At 44.2% G+C, this 25,604-nt stretch carries 17 protein-coding genes; 9 read left to right on the top strand and 8 right to left on the bottom strand.

Features of this window, described 5'->3' with window-relative positions; translation table 11 throughout:
* Nucleotides 1-284 precede the first annotated feature (284 nt).
* The 3 genes from Q0852_RS09650 (at nt 285) to Q0852_RS09640 (ending at nt 5,434) form a co-directional block, all read left to right on the top strand.
* Nucleotides 285-2,117, top strand: a complete 1,833-nt coding sequence (locus tag Q0852_RS09650) for an ABC transporter ATP-binding protein (protein WP_299017670.1) — start codon at nt 285-287, stop codon at nt 2,115-2,117.
* Between the two features lie 280 nt (nt 2,118-2,397).
* Nucleotides 2,398-5,241, top strand: a complete 2,844-nt coding sequence (locus Q0852_RS09645) for an AMP-binding protein (RefSeq protein WP_299017667.1) — start codon at nt 2,398-2,400, stop codon at nt 5,239-5,241.
* A complete protein-coding gene (locus Q0852_RS09640) occupies nt 5,222-5,434 on the top strand; it encodes a hypothetical protein (RefSeq protein ID WP_299017664.1) in 213 nt (70 codons plus the stop codon). The genes Q0852_RS09645 and Q0852_RS09640 overlap by 20 nt, the downstream gene beginning before the upstream one ends.
* A 207-nt stretch (nt 5,435-5,641) precedes the next feature.
* Here Q0852_RS09640 and Q0852_RS09635 read toward each other — a convergent pair whose 3' ends face one another.
* The gene (locus Q0852_RS09635) at nt 5,642-5,956 is read right to left on the bottom strand and encodes a hypothetical protein (protein ID WP_299017662.1); all 315 of its coding nucleotides are present in this window, start codon (nt 5,954-5,956) and stop codon (nt 5,642-5,644) included.
* A gap of 651 nt (nt 5,957-6,607) precedes the next feature.
* Between Q0852_RS09635 and Q0852_RS09630 the strand changes: the two genes are divergently transcribed.
* Complete coding sequence (locus Q0852_RS09630; RefSeq protein WP_299017659.1) at nt 6,608-6,808, top strand: hypothetical protein; 201 nt, start codon at nt 6,608-6,610, stop codon at nt 6,806-6,808.
* Nucleotides 6,809-6,879: 71 nt separating this feature from the next.
* Here the strand turns inward: Q0852_RS09630 and Q0852_RS09625 are convergent, their stop codons facing one another.
* Nucleotides 6,880-8,151 (bottom strand): dicarboxylate/amino acid:cation symporter, encoded by a 1,272-nt coding sequence (locus Q0852_RS09625; protein WP_299017655.1) that lies wholly within the window; start codon nt 8,149-8,151, stop codon nt 6,880-6,882.
* A gap of 473 nt (nt 8,152-8,624) precedes the next feature.
* Between Q0852_RS09625 and Q0852_RS09620 the strand changes: the two genes are divergently transcribed.
* Nucleotides 8,625-9,506: a LysR substrate-binding domain-containing protein gene (locus Q0852_RS09620; protein ID WP_299017652.1), complete on the top strand. Its 882-nt coding sequence runs from the start codon at nt 8,625-8,627 to the stop codon at nt 9,504-9,506.
* A gap of 114 nt (nt 9,507-9,620) precedes the next feature.
* On the opposite strand, the gene Q0852_RS09615 is transcribed toward Q0852_RS09620, so the two are convergent.
* Entirely contained in the window at nt 9,621-10,904 is a 1,284-nt protein-coding gene (locus Q0852_RS09615) for an HD domain-containing phosphohydrolase (protein ID WP_299017649.1), read from the bottom strand.
* Between the two features lie 758 nt (nt 10,905-11,662).
* On the opposite strand from Q0852_RS09615, the gene Q0852_RS09610 reads away from it, so the two are divergent.
* Together Q0852_RS09610 and Q0852_RS09605 are read left to right on the top strand one after the other, a co-directional pair.
* Nucleotides 11,663-13,198, top strand: coding sequence for a bifunctional GNAT family N-acetyltransferase/carbon-nitrogen hydrolase family protein (locus tag Q0852_RS09610; RefSeq protein WP_299017647.1), 1,536 nt, complete (start codon nt 11,663-11,665; stop codon nt 13,196-13,198).
* A gap of 330 nt (nt 13,199-13,528) precedes the next feature.
* On the top strand, nt 13,529-14,431 hold the full coding sequence (locus Q0852_RS09605; RefSeq protein ID WP_299017644.1) for a prohibitin family protein: 903 nt from the start codon (nt 13,529-13,531) through the stop codon (nt 14,429-14,431).
* Between the two features lie 65 nt (nt 14,432-14,496).
* On the opposite strand, the gene Q0852_RS09600 is transcribed toward Q0852_RS09605, so the two are convergent.
* From Q0852_RS09600 to Q0852_RS09590, 3 genes are all read right to left on the bottom strand, one after another.
* Entirely contained in the window at nt 14,497-17,715 is a 3,219-nt protein-coding gene (locus Q0852_RS09600) for an Ig-like domain-containing protein (RefSeq protein WP_299017641.1), read from the bottom strand.
* A gap of 776 nt (nt 17,716-18,491) precedes the next feature.
* Nucleotides 18,492-19,010, bottom strand: coding sequence for a GNAT family N-acetyltransferase (locus Q0852_RS09595; protein ID WP_299017638.1), 519 nt, complete (start codon nt 19,008-19,010; stop codon nt 18,492-18,494).
* A 76-nt stretch (nt 19,011-19,086) separates the two neighbouring features.
* The gene (locus Q0852_RS09590) at nt 19,087-19,743 is read right to left on the bottom strand and encodes an epoxyqueuosine reductase QueH (protein WP_299017635.1); all 657 of its coding nucleotides are present in this window, start codon (nt 19,741-19,743) and stop codon (nt 19,087-19,089) included.
* A 202-nt stretch (nt 19,744-19,945) separates the two neighbouring features.
* Between Q0852_RS09590 and Q0852_RS09585 the strand changes: the two genes are divergently transcribed.
* Nucleotides 19,946-20,866, top strand: coding sequence for a VirK/YbjX family protein (locus tag Q0852_RS09585; protein WP_299017632.1), 921 nt, complete (start codon nt 19,946-19,948; stop codon nt 20,864-20,866).
* A gap of 105 nt (nt 20,867-20,971) precedes the next feature.
* Here the strand turns inward: Q0852_RS09585 and ushA are convergent, their stop codons facing one another.
* Nucleotides 20,972-22,627 (bottom strand): bifunctional UDP-sugar hydrolase/5'-nucleotidase UshA, encoded by a 1,656-nt coding sequence (gene ushA / locus Q0852_RS09580; protein WP_299017629.1) that lies wholly within the window; start codon nt 22,625-22,627, stop codon nt 20,972-20,974.
* An 86-nt stretch (nt 22,628-22,713) separates the two neighbouring features.
* Nucleotides 22,714-23,682: a porin gene (locus Q0852_RS09575; protein ID WP_299017628.1), complete on the bottom strand. Its 969-nt coding sequence runs from the start codon at nt 23,680-23,682 to the stop codon at nt 22,714-22,716.
* A gap of 1,453 nt (nt 23,683-25,135) precedes the next feature.
* Here Q0852_RS09575 and Q0852_RS09570 point away from each other — a divergent pair.
* The gene (locus tag Q0852_RS09570; protein WP_299017623.1) at nt 25,136-25,585 is read left to right on the top strand and encodes a DUF3429 domain-containing protein; all 450 of its coding nucleotides are present in this window, start codon (nt 25,136-25,138) and stop codon (nt 25,583-25,585) included.
* Nucleotides 25,586-25,604: the final 19 nt, after the last annotated feature.

Genomic DNA, 25,604 nt, shown 5'->3' with positions numbered 1-25,604 from the left:
AAGTATATCCGATAAATCGCCTGAAAAAGCCCGAACACCAAATACGGGCTTTTTCGTCTTTACTTATCTTTATCTTTCGCTTCCAAATGAATTTACCAATTACAGACGCTCGCACGCAGCTATACAATAATTGTCAACTATGGATATTCAGTCGCTTCTGAAAAAATAGTGTCATTCCATATGTGCAAAGCCAGCAACGACGACGAAAGCGCCTCCCCTGTCAACAATAAAAAATGTACCGGCCTAAGTCGCCGGCCCCTAAGCTCAACCGGAATCATCACTCTATGTACAAACGTTTTGAAAAGCTGTCTTCAGCATTTCCACCCCATGAACCCGAGCAACCGCCTGGCAAGCTGTTCGCATTCCTGCGCCACTACACCCGCGGATTCGAACTGCCGCTCATTGCAATGTCGGTTCTCAGTGCGTTAATTGCCATCGTCGAAGTCTCCCTGTTTGGCTTCATGGGCCAGCTGGTTGACTGGCTGACTTCCCATAATCCCGACACCTTCTGGGCAGAAGAAGGTGGAAAACTGATGGCGATGGGACTAATCGTACTGATTGTCGTCCCCTTGCTCATCACACTGCACTCGCTCATCGTCCACCAAACCCTGCTCGGCAATTATCCGATGTCGATCCGCTGGCTGGCACACCGCTACCTGCTGCGCCAGAGCATCTCTTTCTACCAGGATGAATTCGCCGGAAGAATTGCGACAAAAGTAATGCAAACGGCGCTTTCTGTACGGGAAACCGTAATGAAATTGCTGGATGTACTGGTATATATCACGGTCTATTTCGGCTCCATGATCGTAATGATCGGCAAGTCAGATTACCGTCTGATGCTGCCAATGCTGCTCTGGCTGGCAGCCTATATCGGCATCCAACTTCTCTATGTTCCCAAGCTCAAGCATATTGCGACCGAACAGGCCGATGCCCGTTCGATGATGACAGGCCGGATCGTCGACAGTTACACCAATATTTCCACGGTAAAACTGTTCTCCCACACCAACCGTGAAACTGAATACGCAGAGCAGGGCATGAGTGGTTTTATGGATACGGTGTATCGCCAAATGCGCCTGGTCACCGGATTTAATATCTCAGTAGAAGCCATTAATTATCTGCTGGTCTTCATCATCACCGGGCTGTCAATCTGGCTATGGACAAATGCAGCGATCAGTGTTGGTGCCATCGCCATTGCCGTCAGCCTGGCACTACGTATCAACGGCATGTCGAAATGGATTATGTGGGAAGTTGGAGGCCTGTTCGAAAATATCGGTACTGTGGTCGATGGCATGAAAACCTTGTCAAAACCGGTAGCAATCGAGGACAAACCGGAGGCACCCGATCTGCACGTCCACCAAGGCGGGATTAAATTCGATAACGTCAGCTTCCACTACGGTAAAGAAAAAGGCGTAATTGAAAAACTAAACCTGAATATCAGCCCCGGAGAAAAAGTCGGCCTGGTCGGTCGCTCGGGTGCAGGTAAGTCCACCTTGGTCAACTTGCTGATGCGATTTTATGACGTGGAATCAGGTGCCATTCGCATTGACGGCCAGAACATTGCAGATATCACCCAAGACTCGTTACGCGGCCAGATTGGCATGGTAACCCAGGACACTTCATTGTTGCACCGTTCGATTCGCGAGAATATTCTCTACAGCAACCCGAATGCCAGCGAAGCCGATTTGCTCAGAGCGACTAAACAGGCTCATGCCCATGAGTTCATTACCACGCTAACCGATCCTCACGGCAATACCGGTTACGATGCCCAGGTAGGCGAGCGGGGAGTGAAATTATCCGGCGGCCAGCGCCAGCGCGTAGCCATTTCCCGTGTTTTACTCAAGGACGCGCCGATCCTGCTCCTCGACGAGGCCACCTCTGCCCTCGATTCCGAGGTCGAAGCAGCCATTCAGGAAAGTCTGTACCAACTGATGAAAGGCAAAACAGTCATCGCTATTGCCCATCGCCTGTCAACTATCGCAGCGATGGATCGCCTAATTGTCATCGATGACGGCAAAATCACCGAGCAAGGTTCGCACCAGGAACTGCTGAAACGTGATGGCATTTACGCTCAGCTCTGGGAGCACCAGACCGGCGGTTTCATTGCCAGCGAAGTATAACGCCTCCCTGATTGATAACGGCTCCGCTTGCGGGGCCTTTATTTTCCCCGATGTCATAATCATAACCCTTTAGCCCTCCGTACTCGGTCCTCAAAAACGCAAAAAAACCTCCCGTCCCACCGTCACCAAACTTTGCCAAGCTTCTCGAAAATAAGTAAAAGTTATCAAAACTTATCAGCCAGAACCTTCCCATTCACTGATTTTAACTACAATTCAATCAAGCGTTAGTCTTCTATCTTATCGCTCCATTGGGGCCACACTCTGCTGCAGGATGCTTGCTATGACGGTCAATCCCAAAACCCTGAAAACAGAAAAGCCGGAACAAACTGCCGAATCAGTCTTAAAGCTGATAGAAGATCTAATATTGGAACTGCGGCAAGGAGAAAAACCATCCGTCCCACTCACTCTAGACTGCCGCCTGGATCAGGATCTTGGCTTTGACAGCCTGACACGAGCAGAACTCATTCAGCGTACTGAGACAACATTTGAGACTTCCCTGCCCGACCAGACTCTGGCAACCATAGAGACTCCGCGGGATTTACTGCGAGAATTACTCCAGGCAAGCAATCATCACCATCATGCGATATCCGAACAGGTGATCCAGCAAATCAAGCTCGATATTGTCCAGTCGGCACCGGAGCATGTCGAAACCCTGCAACAGGTTCTGGACTGGCATGTCAGTACCCATCCCGACCGCCCCCACCTCTACGTGTACCAGGATGCCGACCATGTTGAGAAAATCAGCTATCGCACTCTCAGAGAAAAAGCCCTGCAAATTGCCAGCGGATTAATCGAGCAAGACATCGCTCCCGGTGAATGTGTCGCTATCATGCTGCCAACCAGCAATGATTATTTTTATAGCTTTTTCGGAATCTTATATGCCCGAGCCATTCCCGTTCCCATCTATCCGCCAGCACGGCCATCCCAGATAGAAGATCACTTAAAACGCCACGCCAATATTCTCCACAATGCTCAGGCACGGCTACTCATCACGGTACCGGAAGCCAAACCGCTTTCCCACCTGTTACGGATGCTGGTACCTTCCATCAAAACAGTCGTTACCGTCCCCGAACTTGAACATGCCCCCGAGCAGATGAACGTCGGTGAAGCAGCCCCAAACGATATTGCCTTTTTGCAATATACCTCCGGCAGTACCGGCCAGCCCAAAGGCGTAACCCTGACCCACGACAATCTGCTGCACAATATTCGGGCGATGGGCAAGGTCGTCCAGGCAAATTCCAGCGATGTCTTTGTCAGCTGGTTGCCTGTATATCACGACATGGGATTGATCGGCACTTGGTTTGGCAGCCTGTACCACGCTATGCCACTGGTAATCATGTCACCGCTGGTCTTCTTGTCAAAACCCCAGCGATGGCTGTGGGCTATCCACCGCCACCGAGGCACATTATCCCCGGCACCCAATTTCGCCTATGAACTATGCATCAACAAAATAGATGACAGCGAGCTGGAAGGGTTAGACCTCAGCAGCTGGCGTCTGTCCTGGAACGGTGCTGAACCGGTCAGCCCCAGCACCATCAAACGCTTTACCGAGCGCTTCGGCAAATATGGTTTCCGTCCGGAAACGATGTCCCCCGTCTACGGACTGGCAGAATCATCCGTCGGGCTAACCTTTCCCACCGATGTCAGACTACCAAGAATAGAACGGATCCAGCGCGAGCCGATGGTACGTTTTGGCCGTGCCATCACCGCAACTGACGATGATACCGATGCGATCCAAATTATCGGACTTGGCCAACCATTACCTGGCCACCAAATCCGAGTGGTCGATGAGTTCGGGCGAGAGCTGCCGGAGAGAGAAGAAGGAGAGCTGGAATTCAAAGGCCCTTCATCCACTCAGGGCTATTACCGGGATCCGGAAAAAACCAAACAGCTCTACCACGGTGACTGGCTCAATACCGGGGATCGCGCTTTTACCATCGGCGGCGAGCTTTTTCTCACCGGCCGCACCAAGGACATAATCATCCGTGCAGGCCGTAATATCTATCCCCACGAACTGGAAGAAGCCGTCTGCAATATCGATGGAATACGCAAAGGCTGTGTCGCCGCCTTTGCCAGCCACGACAAACAATCAGGAACCGAGCGTCTGATTGTCCTGGCTGAAACTCGGCAAACAAATGAAACCAGAAAACAAGAGCTCAAACACCAAATCAATAACCTGTCGGTCGATTTACTCGATAACCCGGCAGACGATGTCGTGATCGTTCCGCCTCATACCATCCCCAAAACCTCCAGCGGGAAAATTCGCCGCGCAGCTTGCAAAGAACTCTACGAACAAAACCAGCTTGATATTCGCCAACGGGCTGTGTGGTGGCAAGCGCTACGCCTGGTACAGGCCGGTATCCGGCCACAGTTAAAACGCTACTCTCGCATGCTGCTCGATTTTGGCTACGCCACCTATATGTGGTTAGTTATGGCGATTCTGGCACCGAGCGTCTGGCTGTTGGTTGCCGCGATACCTAACCGTGACTGGTGCTGGGCCATCACCCGGTTTGGTGCCCGTTCATTGATAAAACTGACAAACACAAAACTCACCATTGAAGGTGAAGAGCACCTGCCCAGTGACGACAGCCAATTCATCCTGGTCGCAAACCATTCCAGCTACCTTGACGGCCTAATCATGACAGCAGCTACCGATTTGAATTGCCGCTTTGTCGCTAAAGCCGAACTACTCAAAAACCCATTAGCCCGGATTTTTCTCTCCCGGCTCGGCACTGAATTTGTTGAACGTTTTGATGTGCAGAAAGGCATTCTCGATGCCAAACGGATCGCAGGCAGTGCAAAAAGCAACCAGCCACTCTGCCTCTTCCCTGAAGGCACCCTCTACCGTATGGCAGGGCTGCATCAATTCCATATGGGAGCTTTTACCGCAGCCATCGATGCCAACCTGCCAATAATCCCCATCACCCTTTGCGGAACACGATCCAAGCTCCGCGATAAATCCCTTTTTCCAAGGCGTGGGGATGTCAGTGTCATTATCAGCAATCCAATCTATCCCAAAGGACAAGACTGGAGCGCAGCACTGGCTATGAGGGACGAGGCAAGAATGGAGATCCTGAGCCACTGCGGCGAACCGGATCTGGCACATGTCCCCCCAGTCAGATGAAACTAATGCGGCAGCCGATCAAGCCGGATATTGGGAAAAACCTGATTGTGCCGCTCAATGGTCCGAACGAATTCCATCTGCTGGCGTAACTCATGACCTTCTCGGAAAGATTGCTGAGTATTCGGCGTCGATGAACAACCTGACACTGCCAAAGCAAAAAACAAATCTAAGCCAACGACAATCAATAACCTAAACATAGCTGTTACTTCATAAGGCAACTGATACAAAGACAACCCAATCCCATAAGCAGTAAAGGGTTATCGACCTACTTTAAGTCTACACGACGCTGTCTCAAATATTGGACGGCATAAAAAAGCAACGGTTCCAAGCCGTTGCCTTTATACAGAAACAAATAAGCAAGCTGTTATCGAATGTCTTATTTTTTACTGAAAACAATAACCTAAGAGCGACTCGCAGGAATAAAACGTTTAACCGATGCACTATTACCCTCTTCATCAACGGCATTGATCGTCACCGACTGGGCTGATTCGCCTTTGCTGTAAACAAACACCCGGCCGTTTTCAGCGGTTGTATAGCTCTCACCATGCAGAGAAACCTGAACGCCCGCCTGAGGCTGACCCGCTTTTTCGACAACAACCCATGCACCACCTTTTTGTGGTGAGACATCCAAGTCAAGTCCATGTCGAAAATCAGCCAAAGCTGCCCCTGAAAATGTTGCTACGGTTAAGATAATACCTGCAATTGACTTTTTCATAACTTCCTCACTTTCGAGCTGTTGTCGGTTTTAGTTACGCAGTCTTTCTGCGTGTTGATATACATCATAGGTGTGACCTTACTCACACTCGATAATATATTTTGATTGGTCTTGTTCGAAAAACTTGAGCAAGAAACTACCGACCAAACCGGTCAGAGGGACAGGAAAAGAAAATATTTCACTCTGCACAGTAAAAAAAGATGTAAAAAAAACAGATTAAAAATCATTTAAAATCAAAGTAAAACACACTTAATTAGCAAAAAAGTAAAAATCAGTCACATTTTTGTGCAAGAAAAATGTTTACAACCCCTAATTTTCTGTTTAGTGTTTTTAAGTCTGGAACTCAGACCTAACAATGATTTTCGAAGAACACTCCTCACTTCTCGCCAAAGTAAGAAGAACCTCCCAAAAAGATCATGCAGATGATTTCTTTCCACTGTCGTCGTTAACGTTGCAGACGATCATGCAGTGATGAGCTAATGAGTAGGGTGAACTCTTAGCGGTGAAGAGATAAAGGTCAATGAGTTTCAAAGAACCCAGCCACGCTAACCAGCATGGCCGGAATGTATTTGTACTCAATTTGATAGCCACAAACTTAACGCTAATGCCATGAGGCGAACAAAGCAAAGTTTGGGCAAAAAGGAAAACACGATGACTTCACAAACCGGTATTATCCGTAGCTTTAACCCGCAGAATAAAACAGGCCTGATCACTTGCGACCTTGGCGGTGACATCCGCTTTGATGCTACAAGTATCTACGGCAAGAGCCAGCCAGTATCAGGCAGCTTGGTCGAGTTCATCATGGATGACTCAACAAGCAAGCTGCAGGCGGTCAATATCCGTTTTATCTAAATTCGATAAAACAGAAAAAGAACAAGGCAACAGCCTTGTTCTTTTATCCAGCCAATTTAACCAACTTGTCTCTATACCCCCTCACTTGCCAGTTCTGGTGAACTCACTCGCTGCTGCCATTTATCAATGACCAGAGCCGCGATTAAATCCCCTTCCACATTAACAGCAGTTCGGAACGTATCGAGCGGACGTTCGATGATCAGCAATACGGCAATAGCTTCCAGTGGAATTCCCGCCGCCAGTAGTACCAGCTGCATGCCAGACATTGAGCCAGATGGCATTCCAGGGGCACCAACCGATGATACCATCGCCATAATGAAAATCATGATGAGCCCTGTCGTGGTCAGATCAACACCAAATAACTGTGCCAGGAAAATAGCGGCAACACCTTCAAATAAAGCGGTACCATCCATATTCATCACTGCGCCAAGCGGTAATACCATACTGCTGGTACTTTTCGATACACCCAGTTTATCCTCCGCACTTTGCATTGCCAGCGGCAACGTGGCCGAACTGGATGAGGTCGCAAAGGCCATCGCCAGCGGTGCTGAAATTGCCTTGAATAACGTAGTAAAACGAATACCTGTAGCTACTTTGGCAATGGTCGGCAATACCACCACGCCATGGATCAAAGTCAGGGCAAATACCAGTAGAGCAAACAGGGCCAACTGGCCAAACAGCGATTCCCCTCCAAACAGAGTGAACTCAAACACAATCGAAAAAACAGCCAGCGGTGCAAACCGGACAATACCACGTACCATGGCATTGACCCCTTTGTTCAAACCACTCAGCATTTCGAATAATGGATGCTTGGCAGGCAATGCTGAGAGCAAAGCCAGCCCGAGCATAAACGAGAACAAAACGATAGCCAGCAAGTTACCGCTTGCCAGTGCCGCGACCGGATTAACCAGCGCCATGTTCAGGAGTTTTGCCGCAATAGCAGTACCACCCGCAGCATCTTCACTAATCAACCTGACACCATCGGTTACCGGGGCAAATTCATTCAATGGCTGCCATGCCGGTAACAATAATGACGTCCCCAAACCAAGGCTAATCGCAATCAAGGTCGTAAAACTGTAAAACAGCAAGGTGCTTACGCCCAGCTTCTTCAATCGAACCGTCGAACCAATACTGGTGATTCCCTCCAGAAGTGAAAGCATAACAACCACTCCCACCACCATTTTCAGCAATCCGATATAGCTGGTTTTTCCCAGCATCAGCAGGTGATACCAGCTCTGCTGCGACACATCCGCCGTCGATGAAAAAGTAAGGGCAAAAAGCCAGGCCATTATCGCTGCCAGCATCAACTGCAAAGGCATTGAGTCACGAAGTTTAGTCCACATTGTTGTCGTTCCGATTTGGATTGGTATTAATAGCAGGAAAGACGAAGCAGCCTCTCCGAGAGCAAGTTAAGCGAAAAGCCCACCAGGCGTGGGCCGGGTGGGAAAGGCAGTAAAATACAAAAGATTTCAATCAGGATAATGAATCGCTAATCTTTCAGCTAAATCGAAAAATCACTTATCGAAATACAGCACGGTTCGATTTGATTGTTTGAGCAGTCATTTATTTCTTCATCCTATCTTCGATTTTAATTTGGTCCGAACGGTGTGTTCCGTTTCGATGGGTGCATTATATTGACTTCATTTACGATGACAATTAGGCAAAAACACAAATAACTTTTACCTGTGGGAAATAATCCGTTTTACGAAAGAACAATTGGCTCACTAAAAACTGATTCGCAGCAATCAACTTGCAATTACTACCTGTTCACCGATAATCACGGGCAATAGCAAGCAACCTGTACGTGGTAGTAACAATGTTTAACTGGGAAGGTGTCAGCGAATTTGTCGCTGTAGCTGAGGCTGAAAGCTTTACTGCGGCCTCAAAAAAGCTCGGAATTTCAACGGCTCAGGTTAGCCGCCAAATCAGTGCACTCGAAACACGGCTGGCAGCTAAGCTGTTCTACCGCACGACCCGTAAGGTTTCCGTCACCGAAGTTGGACGCATTTACTACCAGCACTGCCGACAGGTACTGGATGGACTGGAAGAAGCTGAGCGAGCAATTTCTAATTTGCAGAGCACCCCTCGCGGACTACTGAAAGTCACCGCTCCCGTTACCTACGGAGAAGGCACCATTGCACCGCTACTCAACGATTTCATGATGCAATATCCGGAACTGGAAGTTCAGCTACTGTTATCAAACAAGAAAGTCGATTTAATTGACGAAGGTTTTGACTTGGCAATCCGACTCGGCAAGCTGGAGGATTCCAGCATGATGGCCAAACGGCTCGGCTCCCGTACCCAATATGTCTGTGCATCAGAAAAATACCTGGCAGCCCAAGGCGTTCCTCATTCTTTGTCGGAACTGGACCAACACAACTGCCTGCAAGGCACTCTGGATTACTGGCGCTTTCAGGAAGGCGGGAAGCCTCGCAATATTCGGGTCAAAGGCAACCTGAGATGCAATAGCGGGCATGCTTTAACCGATGCAGCTTTAAAAGGGGTCGGTATTGTTCAGCTACCTGATTATTATGTTCAACAGTATATCGACAGCGGCCAGCTTATTCCGGTACTGTCCCAGTTCACCGAAAAAGACGACGGGATCTGGGCGCTTTACCCGCACAATCGCCACCTCTCCCCAAAGGTCAGGATGCTGGTTGACTACCTTGGTGAAGCGATTGACAAGCCGGCTCCCTAATAAAACAACCATATCTTCCACTAAGGTGGGTCATCCGCCCCACCTTAGTTCATTAGCTCTAACAAAACCAGTGATATGGTGTCGAGAGCGGCCTAAATAGAACCTCTCAATGACTTACAAATATTCAGATACTGTTGTTTCAACCGCACAGGCTGTTTCTCTAGCATTGTTTTCCTTTGCAATATCAAAACACGCGTCTTTATGCTTCTTGGTGAGGTTCACAATATCTTGATCGAGTTTTCCGCTAGTTGTTAATTCATCAAGAATATCAATTACCTTGGTTAATGGCGTGCCATCCTGATACGGCCTGCCCTGCACTAATGCCTGAAAGACATCGGCTACAGCAATAATTCGAGCTTCAATACTTAAATCTTTCTCTTCAGGATGAAACGGATACCCGACACCATTCCCCCCCTCATGGTGGAACGCAGCCCAACGGGCAATCTCGCCAAGCCCCTTTATGTGTCTAAGAATTTCATAGGTCTCATAGCTGTGCTGCTTCATAATTGATAATTCAACATCACTTAAGGTTCCTGGCATCTCAACTATATCGTCCGATATATAAAGCTTACCAACAGCATGCAACAAACCTGCTATTTCAATTTTATCGCATTGTTCACTCTGCAATCCAAAAGCAGATGCAATATATCGCGCTAACCTAGCAACCTTGATCGAGTGTTGAGCTGTAAAGGGTCTCCTCTGGTCAACGATATAAGCCAAAATTAATGAAAGCTGTTTAAGCTGAGCAATAGTTAATAGCTGGCTTCTTTCAAATTGCCCCATATCCCATGTGTAACGTGTAATATGACGCTCCTCCAGTGCAATCCAGAAAACTTCCGACATGGCTAACTGTTGAAAAGCCTTGATGAGTGATGGCGCAAAAAGTGTTCCAGCATACTTAATAATTGACTTAACCACTTTTTCTCTGGCGCATAAGAAATCAGTCTTGTAATGAGTTGCAGCCATCACATCGATACGATCTGAAAGAAAAATAAGGTTAGCCATAATTACATCGTGAGAACTAAGGTCGAGTTTCTTTAGCTCTTCCCACGGTGTGTGGTGATAAAGAATAGGCGTTGCAAACTTTGAAAGTGGCTCAAAATCCTTCAATAAGCGATAACCAGCTTCACAATGAATGTGAGCATCATTCCCATTAAAATTATTGACAAGATAAGAGTGCATTTGTGCCGTAGATACACCACAGTCATGCAATAAACCAAGATCAAATGAAAACTGTATCGACTGTTCATTAAAACCAAGCTGTTTTCCCAACTGACTGGCAATATAACCGACGCGTTTTCCGTGATTTGTATCGTCCATTCCCACGAGAGAAACCGCGGCCTCTATAGCAATGATCACCTGACGGAGGTCTATATGTAACCCTGACAATCCATTCATTTTATCTCCTTGATATTAAAATCTTTTTGTTATCTCCAGAGCTATATTCCGGGGGAAGTTATTACAAAATTAAATATTCAAGAGTCTCTCTCACTAGGCTAGCAACATATCCGGGCAGTTTTATTAAACCGGCTTAGAATATATGCACTTGATCACACCAAATAAATATCACCTGACACCAGCAAGCATTCATCAATACCTATTTTGTAAATAATTATTAGCAATAGAATCAACACATTGAGATGCGGTTGAAATCAGTGACCTTAGTTCAGTAAAATCATGCGAAACATTTTGCACAATCTAACTAACAAGGCATATGAGACATGGAATGTAACTGTACTCAACTAGTACGGATAAAACGGAATATCTGGCAACGCTTGTTCTACAAGTCAATCCATCAATGTCGAGATTGCGGTAAGCAATTTAAACTTTAACAATGCCGCTTACGCGGCCTCTACGATCTATCCCTTGCACCACAAACAACCACAAGAGTTCGGGTTGAACAGTCGACATTCCCCCAAGACTTCGAAACCCAATGTGAACAAGCCACCTCCCCCCCGGTGGCTTTTTCTTGAATATAGAAATCCGACTCTGCAGGAAAACCACAATTTTTGTGCCAAACTTGGTGATGAATAATCTGAGTTAATCAGCACCCTAGAGGCTCATTATAAAATCCTGCTCCACTACCAGCCCAATTGGTACTGACATCTAGCGGTGAATAAACTCCCAACAAAAATAGTTATAAGGAGATCACTCGCATGGAGAGCAATACTCCCCTGCTAAACTTACGCAAAATCGAGTCTGGAGATTATCCGGAGCTAGCCGCCCTGATGAACTTGGTATTTCCAGATGTCGGGGGAGCATGGCCACGTATGACCATTATGGATTTAATCCACCAATTCCCCGACGGCCAGCTCTGCATTGAAGACAGTGGGAAAATCGTTGGAGCTGCGCTCACCATCAAGGTCGACTACAACCGATTTTCTCTCAGCCACACCTACACCGATATCATCAACGAACAAAATGTCATCCAGCACCAGGCCAGCGGTGATGCTTTATATGGTCTGGATGTCTTTGTCCATCCGGATTACCGGGGCCTCCGGCTTGGACGGCGATTGTATGAAGCACGTAAAGAGCTCTGTCGCAGCAGCAATCTCAAAGCAATCCTTGCCGGTGGGCGTATTCCCGGTTACCACAAAGTAGCCAGTGAGTTATCTGTCCCCGAATACATAGAAAAAGTTAAGCGTAAAGAGATCCATGATCCGATCCTGTCTTTCCAGCTCGCCAATGATTTCGACGTCAAACGCCTGATGAAACACTATTTACCTGAAGACGAAAAATCCCGCGGCTATGGTACATTGCTGGAGTGGGATAATGTTTTCTATGAAGAGGACATTTCTTCTATTCTCGACGTAGAGAAAAACCTGGTTCGTCTGGGGCTTGTCCAATGGCAGATGCGGGCAATGCTGTCGGTTGAAGATCTGATGGACCAAGCCGAGTTTTTTGTCTCATCACTGTCCAACTACCAGGCCGACTTTGCCCTCTTCCCGGAGTTTTTCAATGCCCCGCTGATGGGGTTACAAACCGATCAGAGCTCGGTAGAGGCTATCCGCTTTCTGAGCGAATTTAGCGACGAAATTAAAGAACGCTTTTCCCAAATGGCTGTTACCTACAATATCAACATCATCGCGGGTAGTATGCCGGTAACCAAAAATGAACGGCTCTATAATGTTTCTTACCTTCTCCACCGTGATGGCTGTATTGACGAACAATTCAAAATCCATATCACTCCTCATGAAGAAAAAGACTGGGTAATTGACGGCGGAGACAAAGTAAAAGTATTCAATACCGATGCCGGACGCATCGGGATCCTGATCTGCTACGATGCAGAATTTCCCGAGCTGGGACGGATGATGGCCGAGCAAGGCTTACAAATCTTGTTCGTTCCGTTCTGGACCGATACAAAAAATGGCTATCTTCGAGTCAGGTTATGTGCCCAGGCCAGGGCCATTGAAAATGAATGCTATGTTGCCATTGGCGGCAGTGTCGGCAACCTGCCCCGGGTCGATAATGTCGATATCCAGTACGCGCAATCGGCAGTGTTTTCCCCGTCAGATATCTATTTCCCCCACGATGCCACTATCACCGAAGCCAGCCCGAACACCGAAATGATCGTCTTTGCCGATATTGAACTCGATAAATTGAAATACCTCAATACCGAAGGCTCCGTTACCAACCTTCGCCACCGCCGATTAGATCTTTATGGCGGATTTACCCAGCCGAAAAAAAAATAACAATACCGTGCTCCAAACAATACCCCAAGCCCGCAATTGCGGGCTTCGCCCTCCAGCTCTCCTCTTATAAAACTGCATAATGCCCATCCCCCATGAGCAAAACATCATAGCCTCCCGCAAAAGAACAGTATCAATTCAGTGTTATCACCATTCCTATAGTTTTTTATGCTTCCAAATCACCTACTCATCGAACATCAATGCGCGCGAGTGCACAAATAAAGATAATAGCATTTATATCAGTGACTTATATTGTTTACTCTGTAATCAAAGATATAAAATCACAGCGCATTTTTGCCACAAGGTACTAAAACAAAACTCACAAGAGGATTCATGCAAGTTAAACTGCCACAAATTCACCCCGTAAAAACTATTATTGCCGTTGCTGTAGTCGCTACACTGGCAGGTTCATTCTATACCGTCCCGGAAGGCCACCGAGGCATTGTTAGCCGATTCGGCGAAGCCATCAAACAAGAAACCCCAGGCCTGCATTTCAAAATACCGTTTGTTGAATCAATCAAAGAAATTGAAATTCGTACCAAGCGTATGGAAGAGCCGCTTGCCGCTGCAACTTCCGAGCAACTGGCAATCAAAACCAGCATTTCCGCCAACTGGACTGTCAACCCGGCAACCACGCTTGAGTTATTCCGCCAATACGGTGACTTAAAACAATTCGAACAACGCATCCTGGCGCCGCGTCTACGTAATGCCGCAAAAATGGGGGTTGCAAAACACACAGCTGAAGGCTTGATCCAGAATCGTCAGGCCGCCGTTGCCGACGTTGAAACCCAACTAGCCAAAGAACTGGAAGGCATTCCGGTAGCCGTTGATTCCATTCAGATTGAAAATATCGTGCTGCCTCAAAAGTTCCGCGACTCTATCGACCGTAAGCTAAACGAGAAAAACCTACGCGATGCAGAGGCGTTTCGCCTTGAACGCCAGGATCTGGAAGCACAGCAAGCGGTTAACACAGCAAATGCTGATCGTGATGCTGCAAAAGCACGCGCCGACGGTGAAGCCTATGCCATTGAGCAAAAATCCATTGCAAGAGCTGCTGCAGTAAAACGTGAAGGTGAAGCCGAAGCTGCCGCCATCCGAGCAAAGGCATCTGCGCTTAAAGTCTCTGGTGGCTTGGTGATCGAACTGGAAAAAATCCAGCGCTGGGGCGGCGAAGTGCCAACGACGGTAATGGGCGAACAGTCTATGCCAATCATCGATCTTCGCAACAACAAGTAACCGCAGAACAAACGAAAAAAGGGCTACGAATGTAGCCCTTACTATATTTATTGATATCAGCCCAATTATTCTGCCAGTGCAGGTTCAGTTGGCTTTTCTGACACTACTGGCTGCTCAGGCTCTTCCGGCTGCTCTGCTTCCACAGGCTTACGCATTTGCAGAAGCCAATACTCAGATGAGTCCTTATCTGACTCCGGACTGATTACCATAGCATTGCCAAGATTGAACAACTTGAATTTACCAACAATAACTTCCGGCAACTGATACATAAATTTATCACTTTGCCATTGGCCATGCTCATCAATCACGATTGTGCGGCGATTAGAGACGGCAAATGTTTCATTCGGCACATTCGGGTTCTGGATTAAATACTGATTACCTTCCTTAATCTCAGTATCGATATTTGCATCAAGGTAATTGTTATTTACGATATAACGCTGAGATTTAACTTGCTTTTCAACAATACCATCAACCTCAACATCAACTATCTCAGCAATATCCGTCCAACTGCCACGGGTGTCGCTATCTATAGTAATTCGCCCGCTACTGAAGAGCATATTACCGTCTGGCTTACGAGCTGCAACAGCATAATTATTAGAAGTATATTCTACTTCTCCCTCATTAAAGAGATGAAGCTTAGGAAGCTCGGCAATCGAATCCCATAGCCAGTATCCGACACCATTCGAATCACCTTTTTCCACCACCATACAACCAGCGCCGGAATCCAGTACACTCTCCCCGGTTGCTATACTCATGTTTTCTATGTCACGACAAACATATTCAGCATCACCCGGTATAACGAATTCCTGACTGGTTACTTCCAGCGTTTCCAGATCCATAATGCTCAACACTGGAGTCACATATGGTTCTCTTGACATATCATTGGTATTTAATACCGCCATGTGTGAACTATCAGACGGAAGCTGAATATGCTGACCAAGTATCTGATCTTTTTCTTCCCATGTATTGGTGTCAAAATGATAAATATAAGGAGTTACAAGCTTATGACTACTTGATGAGCCCCTATCATCAATAACAACCAGATCACCTGACTGTGTAAAGGCAAAACTATGACCATTTGTCCTGAAAATATCACGGTTAAATCCAGAGATATCCACTTCGGTTAAGGTGCCGTCACTTAACTTATAACGGTAAACGATTTGTTGCTTCTCCGAAACCTGATTATCGTTATCGGTTATCAACAATACGTATCCATAGTTATCATGGATAATACCATTATTAATTAATTTGTGTGTATACGTATAATCGTACTCATTCACAAATTTATTTGCAGCCAGAACAAATTCCGGAGCCGATTCGCCTTTATCCGTCAGTTTAGTAATGTAAATACCATCTTTTTCAGTACCATCTACAAACCAGAAACGATAAAGGGTGTCTCCGCTTTGAATAGCCTGAATCACATTCGCTGTTTCGTCGTTGTTTTCGCCGCTGACAGGAGAGTTTCCTTTAAAGCGATTCCACTGATAGACATCTTGATTATCAGTAACATTGACTTTCAGTGTTACTGAATCTGCACTACTGACATATTCAATGGCACCAAGTTCAAAAAGAATATTTTTAAATTCATCCGGCACATTATTAATGGTTAATTTATCCTCTCCGGAACGAACCGCATAGATGCGCTCTTTTTCAGTATCGACCTGAGCAACCTGAATTCCGGATTCATCCCTATTCTCTCTAAGTGCATTATCGCTAATCTGAATTTCATCAGTACCATAAGCAGAAGTTGCAGTAAACACATGCTCAACGCCATTCGAACGAACAAACTTGAATTTGTATTCAAGTACGTCGCCTTCTGTCATGGTAAGCACACCATCAACAAAGTTTGGTGTTGAACTGACGATCTTCGGATGGGTTACTTTGACCTTTTCTTCCAGGATGTAATCGTTATAACTTGCTGTAACAACAGCCTCGCCTTCTTTAATCCCCTTGGCCTCGCCATTCTTCGCAACTTCCAGTACTTCAGAATTGCTGCTGCTCCAGGTAACTGCTTCATTAATTACGGCTACAGTGCCGTCATTGAATTCACCATTTAAGGTAAGCTGCAGTGTTTCACCTCGAGAGATAAGATTATTTGGCAGGTTCAGGCTAATACCGAGTAGCTTAGCGGTTACATTAAATTCATGCTCGGCAGTAAGTTCGCCCATGGTGGCGGTGACTTTCACCGAACCAACCTTCTTAGCAAGGAACTCGCCGTCACCTAAAGATTCCAGGATCTCAGGGTTGCTCGAAGTCCACTCGGCTTCTTCACTGTAATCAACTAAATAATCATTCTTGTGAACACCATAAGCAACCTCCTTAAATTGATCATGCAGATACGGATAACGCTGAGTTGCATCCAAGCGCAGCGAAGCCAGTACAGCAGCGTCGGCATCAAGTTGAATGGTAGCCGTTGCGCCCTGGTATGTTGCTGTAAGGGTAATAGGGCCGGTTTTCATCACCTGTGGATAGCCATCCGTGATAACCACAGCATCAGCAGGTGTCGCTGACCATTCTACCAGTGAAGTAACGTCACTCGAGCTTTCATCAGACCATAACGCATAAAGTGTCGGACTCAACTTATCGCCCACACTCACCCTTTGTGGCAACCCGGCAACAATCACATTTTTAAGTACAGGATTCTCGGGAACAACAACGTTATCGATCTGATCTTTCCACACCGTAATATCAGCCTCGGTAAAACGATCTTTTTCCTGCTCAAGGAACCATTCATCGCTATACAATGTCTGCCATGCATCACGGTAAGACGCATGGTTCATGCTGTACCACTGATCCCAGGCAGCACTATTAAACAAAGCACGTAACCAAACTGTACTGTTATCAAAACCAGCCAAGCTTGCGGAATAATCAATCACCGCTTTCAGGCCAACACCATAACGGACAATATTCGTCTCAATAGACGTGCGATCGAGCTTTTGGTAATCCAGCCATTCTTGAGCCGTTACAAAATTATTTTTATCAAAATCAGCAATAACATATTCAACCGTTGAGAAGTTTGTAATCAACGCCTGATTATTATTGTTGTCTAATGCCTCTTCCAGGCTTGTACCGGCATATTGATACAAGAAGATATCGCCTCGCTGGGCACGATAGGTAATTGGCTGTGTTTTGATTTGTTCGTAATGCTTAACAGAGATCGAAGCATCGACCAAATATTTACCATCTTGATCAGTTACCGCTTTGGCAAGCAGATGTTTACCGGCAAATACAGAAACGGTTGTATCTGCCATCGGGCCGTCGTACACCATTCCGCTAAAAGTCATGCCTTTTTGAGGCACTTTCTTCGAATCAGGAGCCGGACTTTAATCAGAGCCCCCACCACAAGCTGTCAACATCATGATGAGCGGCATACTCATCAACATAGGCCTATACATTCGTTCTCCTTAAGATTTACTACGCTTAGGTTTCAGATGGCTTTTAATAACGATTTACTTTTAGAGTTATTACAAAGTCCATTTCTAGCAATGTATTCATACCAGTTTTGTTAAACCGTTAAATTTCATTGCAAGCTCTATTAAGCGCGAACATTAATTGGAGCCAACATATAATTCAAACAAACATAGAAGCACTAAAAATAGCTAAAAGGAACAAATAAAATAGATAATTTTATTTTTAGATAATAATATCACCGACAAACACCACCAATATTTAAACCATCTAAAACAATAACTTAATGCACAAAAACAGAGGCAGCATTAAATCAAACCAGCGTTAAAGCTTAATTTGTAAATTACATATCACTGTGAATTCACTCCAATCAATTCAAGCACGCTCATTGATTAATACCATGAAAGAATTAGACACAAGATTGATTCATTTAGATACACTTTCAGAAAATACCCCCGAACAATAATATCTATTACCATTCACCTGTGAACTCCCTCTAATTTATATTTTCATTCTTTTTGTTATTTTTTGCTAACCGAGTCGAATATACTATTAAGCTGTTACACGAAAATTTAATTATTATCTACATTCAAATACCAACTGAATTATCCCTTGGCCTCTCAGCGAGAAACCAAAGGATAATTCCAGGAACCTAGTGACACTTAACCCAGTACTTAGCAACCAGACAGGGAAAAAATCGCCCCATAACGACTTGCTCCAGAACACCACCGTTTGCTTCAATCACCTTTCTTGATGCGATATTATCGTCATCAGCGGTGATCAAAACTTGCTCCAGCCCCAATGTCTTAGCCTTACTCAGACCATGTTTAAGCATTTGAGTGCCGTAACCCTGTTCACGATAGCTCGGTGCAACGTCGTAACCAATATGCCCGCCTTCATGGGACAGGAAAGGCGTATTAATATGATGTCTAATCCGAAGCACACCGACGATTTTCCCTTGTTCATTTAAAAACCAGTAATGATGACAAGGAACATACCCTTTAGGCAGATTAACGCCCCTGGACTCATCAATTAAAGACTTCACGTATTTAGGGAAAGATGAGCAGGCCGGTTCATAAAACTCAGCATTAGGGGCGTCAAATCGCTTAATGTCATCCAGAAACTCAAGGAAAACATCTTCATACTCACGTGACGGGGATACTAACTCCATGTAGCAATTGTCCTTGTTAATTTCTCTGTACTAATAAGACTTATCGAAAAGAGCAGCAAAAACTGAAGATCCACGATTATTCATCCTCAAAACTGATAAGCGGCCTACCTTTTGCCTTACGCCATTTATTACTGTCTCTCAGGCTATAGGCACAACCACAATATTGCTGATTATAAAAACCAATTTGCTTTAGCAAACTGTCTTTCCGTGCCGATAAACCACCTTTTCGCCAGTCCTGATCCCAATATTGGGCCACATTACCCGTTTGCAATGTGGCAAGCAGGCCAGCTTCCCGAATTTGATTAATATCTTTCCAGCGGGAGCTGGCTAAGGTTGTCGTAAAGTGAGTAAAACCATGCTCTTTAGCGTAGTTTGCCGTCTTTTCCATCCTCAGCTGAAAACAGTGCAAACAACGCTTGCCTCTCTCCGGCTCATGTTCATAGCCTTTCGTTGCCTTGAACCAGGTCTTAGGATCGTAATCCATATCCACAAAATCCACTCCAAGAACGAGAGCAAACTTAATGATCTCGTTTTTTCGTTTCAGATACTCTTTTTCCGGGTGAATATTTGGATTGTAGAAAAAAATAGTCGGCTGGATCCCGTGAAACAAGCATGCTTCTATCATGGCACTGGAGCAAGGTGCGCAGCAACAATGCATCAATACATGCTGGCGGTCACTGGGTGCGACTAAATTTTTCTTAGGGCTATCACCATAATCTTCAGGTAAACGCATACTTTTTCCGATTTCAATCTGGACACGAATGATATCTTCGCATTAATACAATTGCACACATACCAATACGAAAATATCTTACTGATTTTATTAAGTTTATATCTTAAAGCAAAATAAAATATTCCCGTAGCGGATTTTCACTCTTCCAACCCGTAAAAAACGGTGTATTATTATAGGCAAAGTAAATGTCCGGAAGTCTATTTTGAGCGTTATTAGTTACATTTCAAGTTTACCTAAACTAGCCAGTCAAGTTCATCCCCACTCAAAAGGCATACAGAAAATCAGAAAAAATGCCCGATTTTGCCTATGGGGTGTCACAAACAGCAAGGCTATAAAAACCATGGCTGAAGTCTTTGAAAACAAAGATCTAAAATCAGTTTTGAGCAACAATCCAGACATCATTGAGAAGCCACTGAAGCCATACCTGTGTGTCAACTGGTCTAGTGCTACTCGAATAAAACATTTAAAAGAACACTACCAGTTTATCAGCCAAGTCTTCGCTCAACATTCAAATGCTGTTGTCTCTGGCTCTGGGGTGACCATTTTTGCTTTTGAAGACTCTAAAGGCTCCCAGTACCGAATCAACTTATATCGCGGCTCAAGAAGAGAAGGCGGATTAGGGATCAAGCTGATTAATGAAGAAGATCAAAGCATCTATTCCCTGACATTTAATGTATCCGGTACAAATCAACGTGCTATGTATATAGGAATGGTCCAGGGACCAAGCCAATCGATATCCGAACGACAAGATCTAATCAGAACCTTGACGCGTTCGCTTCATGGCTTACGTACGAAAGCACTTATGATTGAAGTTGCTTTAATGCTTGCAAGAGCCTGGGACATCAATGAGGTAAAAGGCGTGTCGAACAAAGGCCACGTTTACCAAGCGATAAGGTATATTGGCTCAAAGCGTAAAGCCGTGACTTTCGACTATGATGATTTGTGGAATGAATATGGCGGCGAGAATGTCGATAAATATCTTTTCCGCTTACCTGTACATCCCCCAAGGAAAGATCCATCTGAGCTGAAAAAGACGAAGCGTAAACTCTATACCAAAAGGTATCAGTGGCTTGCCGATACTGAACAAGCCATCAATAGCCACTTAGCTCAGATCGTAAGCTAAAATACTCTTCGTTTGCATATTAGCAAGAGGTTTAAGCGTGAATGCGAGAGGCTGAAGATGAACAGCCTCAATATAGCCCCACTCTATTAAAAGTGGGGCTTATAATTATTTATATGTGATTTCGCCATTTGGCTGGAATTTATTTACGTCTAGCGGTGAGTTTGCTTCGATGTACTCTTTCAGTACTTCTGCGTCAACATAGCCAGTATTTACGTAAGCAGGGTGTGACGTGATATTAGGATATCCATCACCACCGGCAGCGTTAAAAGATGGAATCGTGAAACGATAAGTTTCTTTCTCATTAAGCACTTTGCCGCCAATCTTAACGTTAGTTACCTTATCGTTTTCAACGATCATTGACAGGTTGGCAAACTGACCATAAGCACCGGAATCTTTAGACTTCGTACCAACAACATTCAGGTAATCCTGTACTTCTTTACCCGTCATATCAACGTAAGTAATGATGTTTGCAAACGGCTGCACCGTCAGAACATCTTTATAACTTACATCTCCTTCGGCAATCGATGCACGAACACCACCAGAATTCATAATAGCGAAATCCGCTTTAGCACGTTCCATATGAGCAGTTGCAAGCAAGCGACCTAAATTCGTTTGCTGACTACGGACGATCTTACGCTCCCCAACCAGGTCACCATTAATCTTACCGATAATTACGTTTAGTGCTGCCTGGCCTTTATCTTGGAACGGTTTTAATGCATTAAAAACAGTTTGATCGTGCTTAATTTCATCTTCAATCAAAACGCGAATCTTTTTACCGTCTTTATTTTTAATCTTCTTCTTCAAGTTTACCGGAATAAGATCATAAGACTCTAAATTAAACTCACCGTTTTTAAAGGTATAGTCGGCACGGCCAACATATTTACCCCACTCATGCGCCTGAACAATCCAGGTGCCATTTTGACGGTCAGGCTTACACTCATCACCAGGCTTATAAGCGGCAGCCTCGTGATTACCTTCCATACAAACAGGCTCTTGTGAATGACCACCAACGATCATATCCAAATCGCCTTCATTCAGGTAACGAGCAAGTTTTACATCACCCGGCGCATTAGAACCGTGATTACCGTTATCATAGTGACCCATGTGTGTAGCTGCGATAATAATATCGGGGTTGTGTTCAGCCTTAACTTCAGCGATCACTTTCTTCGCTTCTTCTTTCGGATCACGGAATTCAACATCACCAATGTATTCCGGGTTACCGATTTTCGCCGTATCTTCAGTTGTTAAACCGATTACTGCGATTTTAATACCTTGCTTATTGAAGATTTTATATGCGTCGAACATACGTTCACCATTATGGTAAATGTTCGCAGCAAGAAATGGGAACTTAGCCCAGCCTTCTTGTTGAGCAAGTACTTCAAGTGGGTTATCAAATTCATGGTTTCCAACTGCCATTGCATCGTAACCAATCATATTCATACCCAAGAAATCAGGTTCAGCATCCTGCAAATCTGATTCAGGAACGCCAGTATTAATATCACCACCAGATAATAATAATACTTCGCCACCTTCAGCTTTTACTTCGGAACGAATATCATTGATCAAGGTTGCACGCGCAGCCATACCTAACTCACCATATTTATTGTGCCAAAAATGGCCATGGTTATCGTTAGTATGAAGAATGGTAATCTTATATTCTTTATCTTTTATCCACGCATTTTCTTGATCTTGTGTTGCTGCTGAACATCCAGTAGAAATAGCTAATGCTAAAGCAGATAAAGCGAGAGTCTTGTAATTCATGGTAAGTACCTTGAAACAAAAAATAGGATATAAAAGGCCTTCTCGTTTTGAAGGCCTTTTATTAGGCAGGAATATTTTTAACGGTATTAGAACCAGTAGTAAGCTTTTACGTAACCTAATGTGCCTTTTTCGCCACCTGCAGCAATTTCAGCAGCTAGCTTAACGTTCTTGGCGTATTTATATTCGCCACCAACAACAACCCACTCGTCATCTTTCTTGTCTTGGTCATGATCAACAACGTTACCCACAGCCAGCAGTGTCAACTGTTCAGTGATGCCATATTTAGCAGAAAGCACATAAGTCATTGAATCATCTTGGTCTTTTTCTTTATCTGAAGACGAAACAAAGCCACCGATACCAAATTTATCGAAGCTTGCCTCAGCGTGTAACGAGTAAAGCTCGCCTCGATCATCAACAGTTTCAGCTGCAGCAATTACAGTAAACTGTTCTGCGAAGTAACCAACATAACCATTCGTTACCTTTCCTTCACGAGAGTCAGTAATATAACCTTTAGTAACCTTACCCTTACCGTCCGTTTCTGCATCCCAACCTTCTAGTGAATGTGAAACACCTACTTTCACACTGCCAAACTGGCCACGATATTTAATCGTATTGTCCTGATCACCAGCTTCTGAAACTTCTGCTGCAAGCTCATTTGAAAAGTCACCGAATGCATCATAATGGTCATAGGCTGTATCTGTTCGACCTACTTCGATAGAATGTTTAGGCGCAATGTTATAGCCAATATAAGCTTTATCAATAACAAGTCGGAAATTGTTATCTACAGTCCAATCTGTACGCTCTGCATCCAATTCAAATTTAGCGAAAATATCACCCGTTTGGCCTTTAGCACCGATAGTCAAAAATGAATCATCAACATATGTTTTATTTGATTTAAAAGCACCTTTATCTTTATCAGCAACAAACGTACCACCAATTTCCATGCCACCGTACACTTTTAAATTGTCGCCACTATCATTTTTATAAACAGTTGCAGCACTAGCTGAACCCACAAATAAAGATGCCAATGCCACTGCTAATATTGTTTTTTTCATTTTTATTTTCCTGAAAATATTTTTGTATTCAAAATCGGGAAAACATTAAACGAAAGAATGATTCAGATTCAAGTTTCTAGTAACTGTTTGAATGGTAAATAATTCAAAACGTGAATGATTTCACATGTAATCAATTGCATTACATGTACTGAAAAAACCATATTCAGATCACAAAAATCGCATCAGCCTTATTCATTAAAATGAATAATATACACATTGCACGCATTTTTACGCACAATCAATTTGTAAACACACCACCGTTAGATAAATGAATAACTACAAACAGCCCCATCAAAATAAATAATCAATCAACAAAAATGCAGTAACATCAAGCCCAACAATAGAGCTAAAGCTCTAACAAATACTAACGCTATTACAATAGGTGAATTATTCATTAAAATCATAAATCAATAAAACGCATCTAATAAGTATTCAAGACAACGACAGATTATTTAATTTTTTATTATTCACTTTTTAGTCACGCATTATGTTGAACGAAATTTAACCACCTAAAGGTAGATGAAAATGGGTACTATTTGGGTTTGCGCGTTTAATTTTACTTTATTAATACATTAAATAAGAAAAATGTAGTAAATAAATCTCAGATAACAGCAAGTATTTACCTTTAAACACGAAGTGATATTCACAGCAAAGTACCAAACTACGGTCTTCATGACCTCATTCTTTAAGGTCCATTATGACTTCACTGTATAAGTAGGCTTAACTCATACAAAACAAGTAGTACAAGTTCAATGTTGAAATGCCATAGATACCAAACACTCTGACTATATAGAGTAAAATTGAAGAATACACATCCTATGCTAACCTTACTTGTGTATTCAAAAAGGGGAAAATCATGAGAATATTATTACTTGCATTACCACTACTAATGATTGGTTGCTCCACTCCAAGTATCTATGAAAACTCCTATCAACCTGAACCAGACCAAATTGTAGAAAAACGTGACAAACACGGAGACATCGAGCACTAAGTTTTAAAATTAATAAAACACTTACAAGATTAATTTAAGGTGAGAGCTACAAGCTTTGACTGTTAATAACTACATCAAATCCATATAGCTCTCACTGTGTCCGTCGTAGCCAACTCAATTTCCTACAAACTTGTTTAGACAAATTCACACAAATAAAAACCCTTATAAATAAACAATAAGGGTTTTATATGTCAAAAAATATGACTATTGCGAGTGTTAATCAGACGATATAACTTTTATAGTTTACAGCTATTTCTCCCTTACTAAAGATAAAACACATCACTTATCATGATCTCCGTCACACTTAAATTGAATTTAATAACGAATTAAACAGTAATCTGACCAAATTAAAGTCCAAAATTCATTCAACATTCTTTCTTATTAAGGATGAAAAACCTCTCTGCTATTCTCTAAAATATCCAACCATAAAAAATAGCGTCATGTCATACCGAGGAGAACACCATGAATCAATCACCAGACAAAATCATGTCACGCCTTGCCTACCTCGGATTACTGCCATTTATCATCAGCATTCTGTGTATATGGGCTGACAAAACCCTGTTCGGGCTTAGCGCCCAAAAGGTGTTTATCGCTTACAGTGCGGTGATATTGAGTTTTCTTGCCGGGATCCTATGGGGAAATGCAATTGATCACATCAAGCATAAGCTCAGCCGCAACGCACTAGTGTTGAGTAATCTGTTTGCGCTGATCGCATGGGGAGTACTACTGCATTCACCGGAAAGCTATGTAATTTCAGTACTGGTGCTGTTGTTCGGTTTTGTCGCGGTGTGGTTTGCTGAAATGAAGATCCGTGAAATAGAAAAAGAAGGAAAACCCGAAGGTTACCAGCCGATGCGTAACCGGCTGACCGGGCTAGTTGCCCTAATGCACCTTGTTGTTATTGCCAGCTGATAATCGGTTAAGCTGGCAA

It is taken from the genome of uncultured Photobacterium sp. (assembly GCF_947502415.1).
Classification (GTDB): domain Bacteria; phylum Pseudomonadota; class Gammaproteobacteria; order Enterobacterales; family Vibrionaceae; genus Photobacterium.
Note: the sequence above shows the minus strand (reverse complement) of the source record. Positions and strands in the feature narration are given on the sequence as shown.

Bases quoted from the DNA above. Each gene is read 5' to 3' on its own strand.
- Q0852_RS09650 (WP_299017670.1), top strand. From the start codon at position 285: ATGTACAAACGTTTTGAAAAGCTGTCTTCAGCATTTCCACCCCATGAA.
- Q0852_RS09645 (WP_299017667.1), top strand. From the start codon at position 2,398: ATGACGGTCAATCCCAAAACCCTGAAAACAGAAAAGCCGGAACAAACT.
- Q0852_RS09640 (WP_299017664.1), top strand. From the start codon at position 5,222: ATGTCCCCCCAGTCAGATGAAACTAATGCGGCAGCCGATCAAGCCGGA.
- Q0852_RS09635 (WP_299017662.1), bottom strand. From the start codon at position 5,956: ATGAAAAAGTCAATTGCAGGTATTATCTTAACCGTAGCAACATTTTCA.
- Q0852_RS09630 (WP_299017659.1), top strand. From the start codon at position 6,608: ATGACTTCACAAACCGGTATTATCCGTAGCTTTAACCCGCAGAATAAA.
- Q0852_RS09625 (WP_299017655.1), bottom strand. From the start codon at position 8,151: ATGTGGACTAAACTTCGTGACTCAATGCCTTTGCAGTTGATGCTGGCA.
- Q0852_RS09620 (WP_299017652.1), top strand. From the start codon at position 8,625: ATGTTTAACTGGGAAGGTGTCAGCGAATTTGTCGCTGTAGCTGAGGCT.
- Q0852_RS09615 (WP_299017649.1), bottom strand. From the start codon at position 10,904: ATGAATGGATTGTCAGGGTTACATATAGACCTCCGTCAGGTGATCATT.
- Q0852_RS09610 (WP_299017647.1), top strand. From the start codon at position 11,663: ATGGAGAGCAATACTCCCCTGCTAAACTTACGCAAAATCGAGTCTGGA.
- Q0852_RS09605 (WP_299017644.1), top strand. From the start codon at position 13,529: ATGCAAGTTAAACTGCCACAAATTCACCCCGTAAAAACTATTATTGCC.
- Q0852_RS09600 (WP_299017641.1), bottom strand. From the start codon at position 17,715: ATGACTTTTAGCGGAATGGTGTACGACGGCCCGATGGCAGATACAACC.
- Q0852_RS09595 (WP_299017638.1), bottom strand. From the start codon at position 19,010: ATGGAGTTAGTATCCCCGTCACGTGAGTATGAAGATGTTTTCCTTGAG.
- Q0852_RS09590 (WP_299017635.1), bottom strand. From the start codon at position 19,743: ATGCGTTTACCTGAAGATTATGGTGATAGCCCTAAGAAAAATTTAGTC.
- ushA (WP_299017629.1), bottom strand. From the start codon at position 22,627: ATGAATTACAAGACTCTCGCTTTATCTGCTTTAGCATTAGCTATTTCT.
- Q0852_RS09575 (WP_299017628.1), bottom strand. From the start codon at position 23,682: ATGAAAAAAACAATATTAGCAGTGGCATTGGCATCTTTATTTGTGGGT.
- Q0852_RS09570 (WP_299017623.1), top strand. From the start codon at position 25,136: ATGAATCAATCACCAGACAAAATCATGTCACGCCTTGCCTACCTCGGA.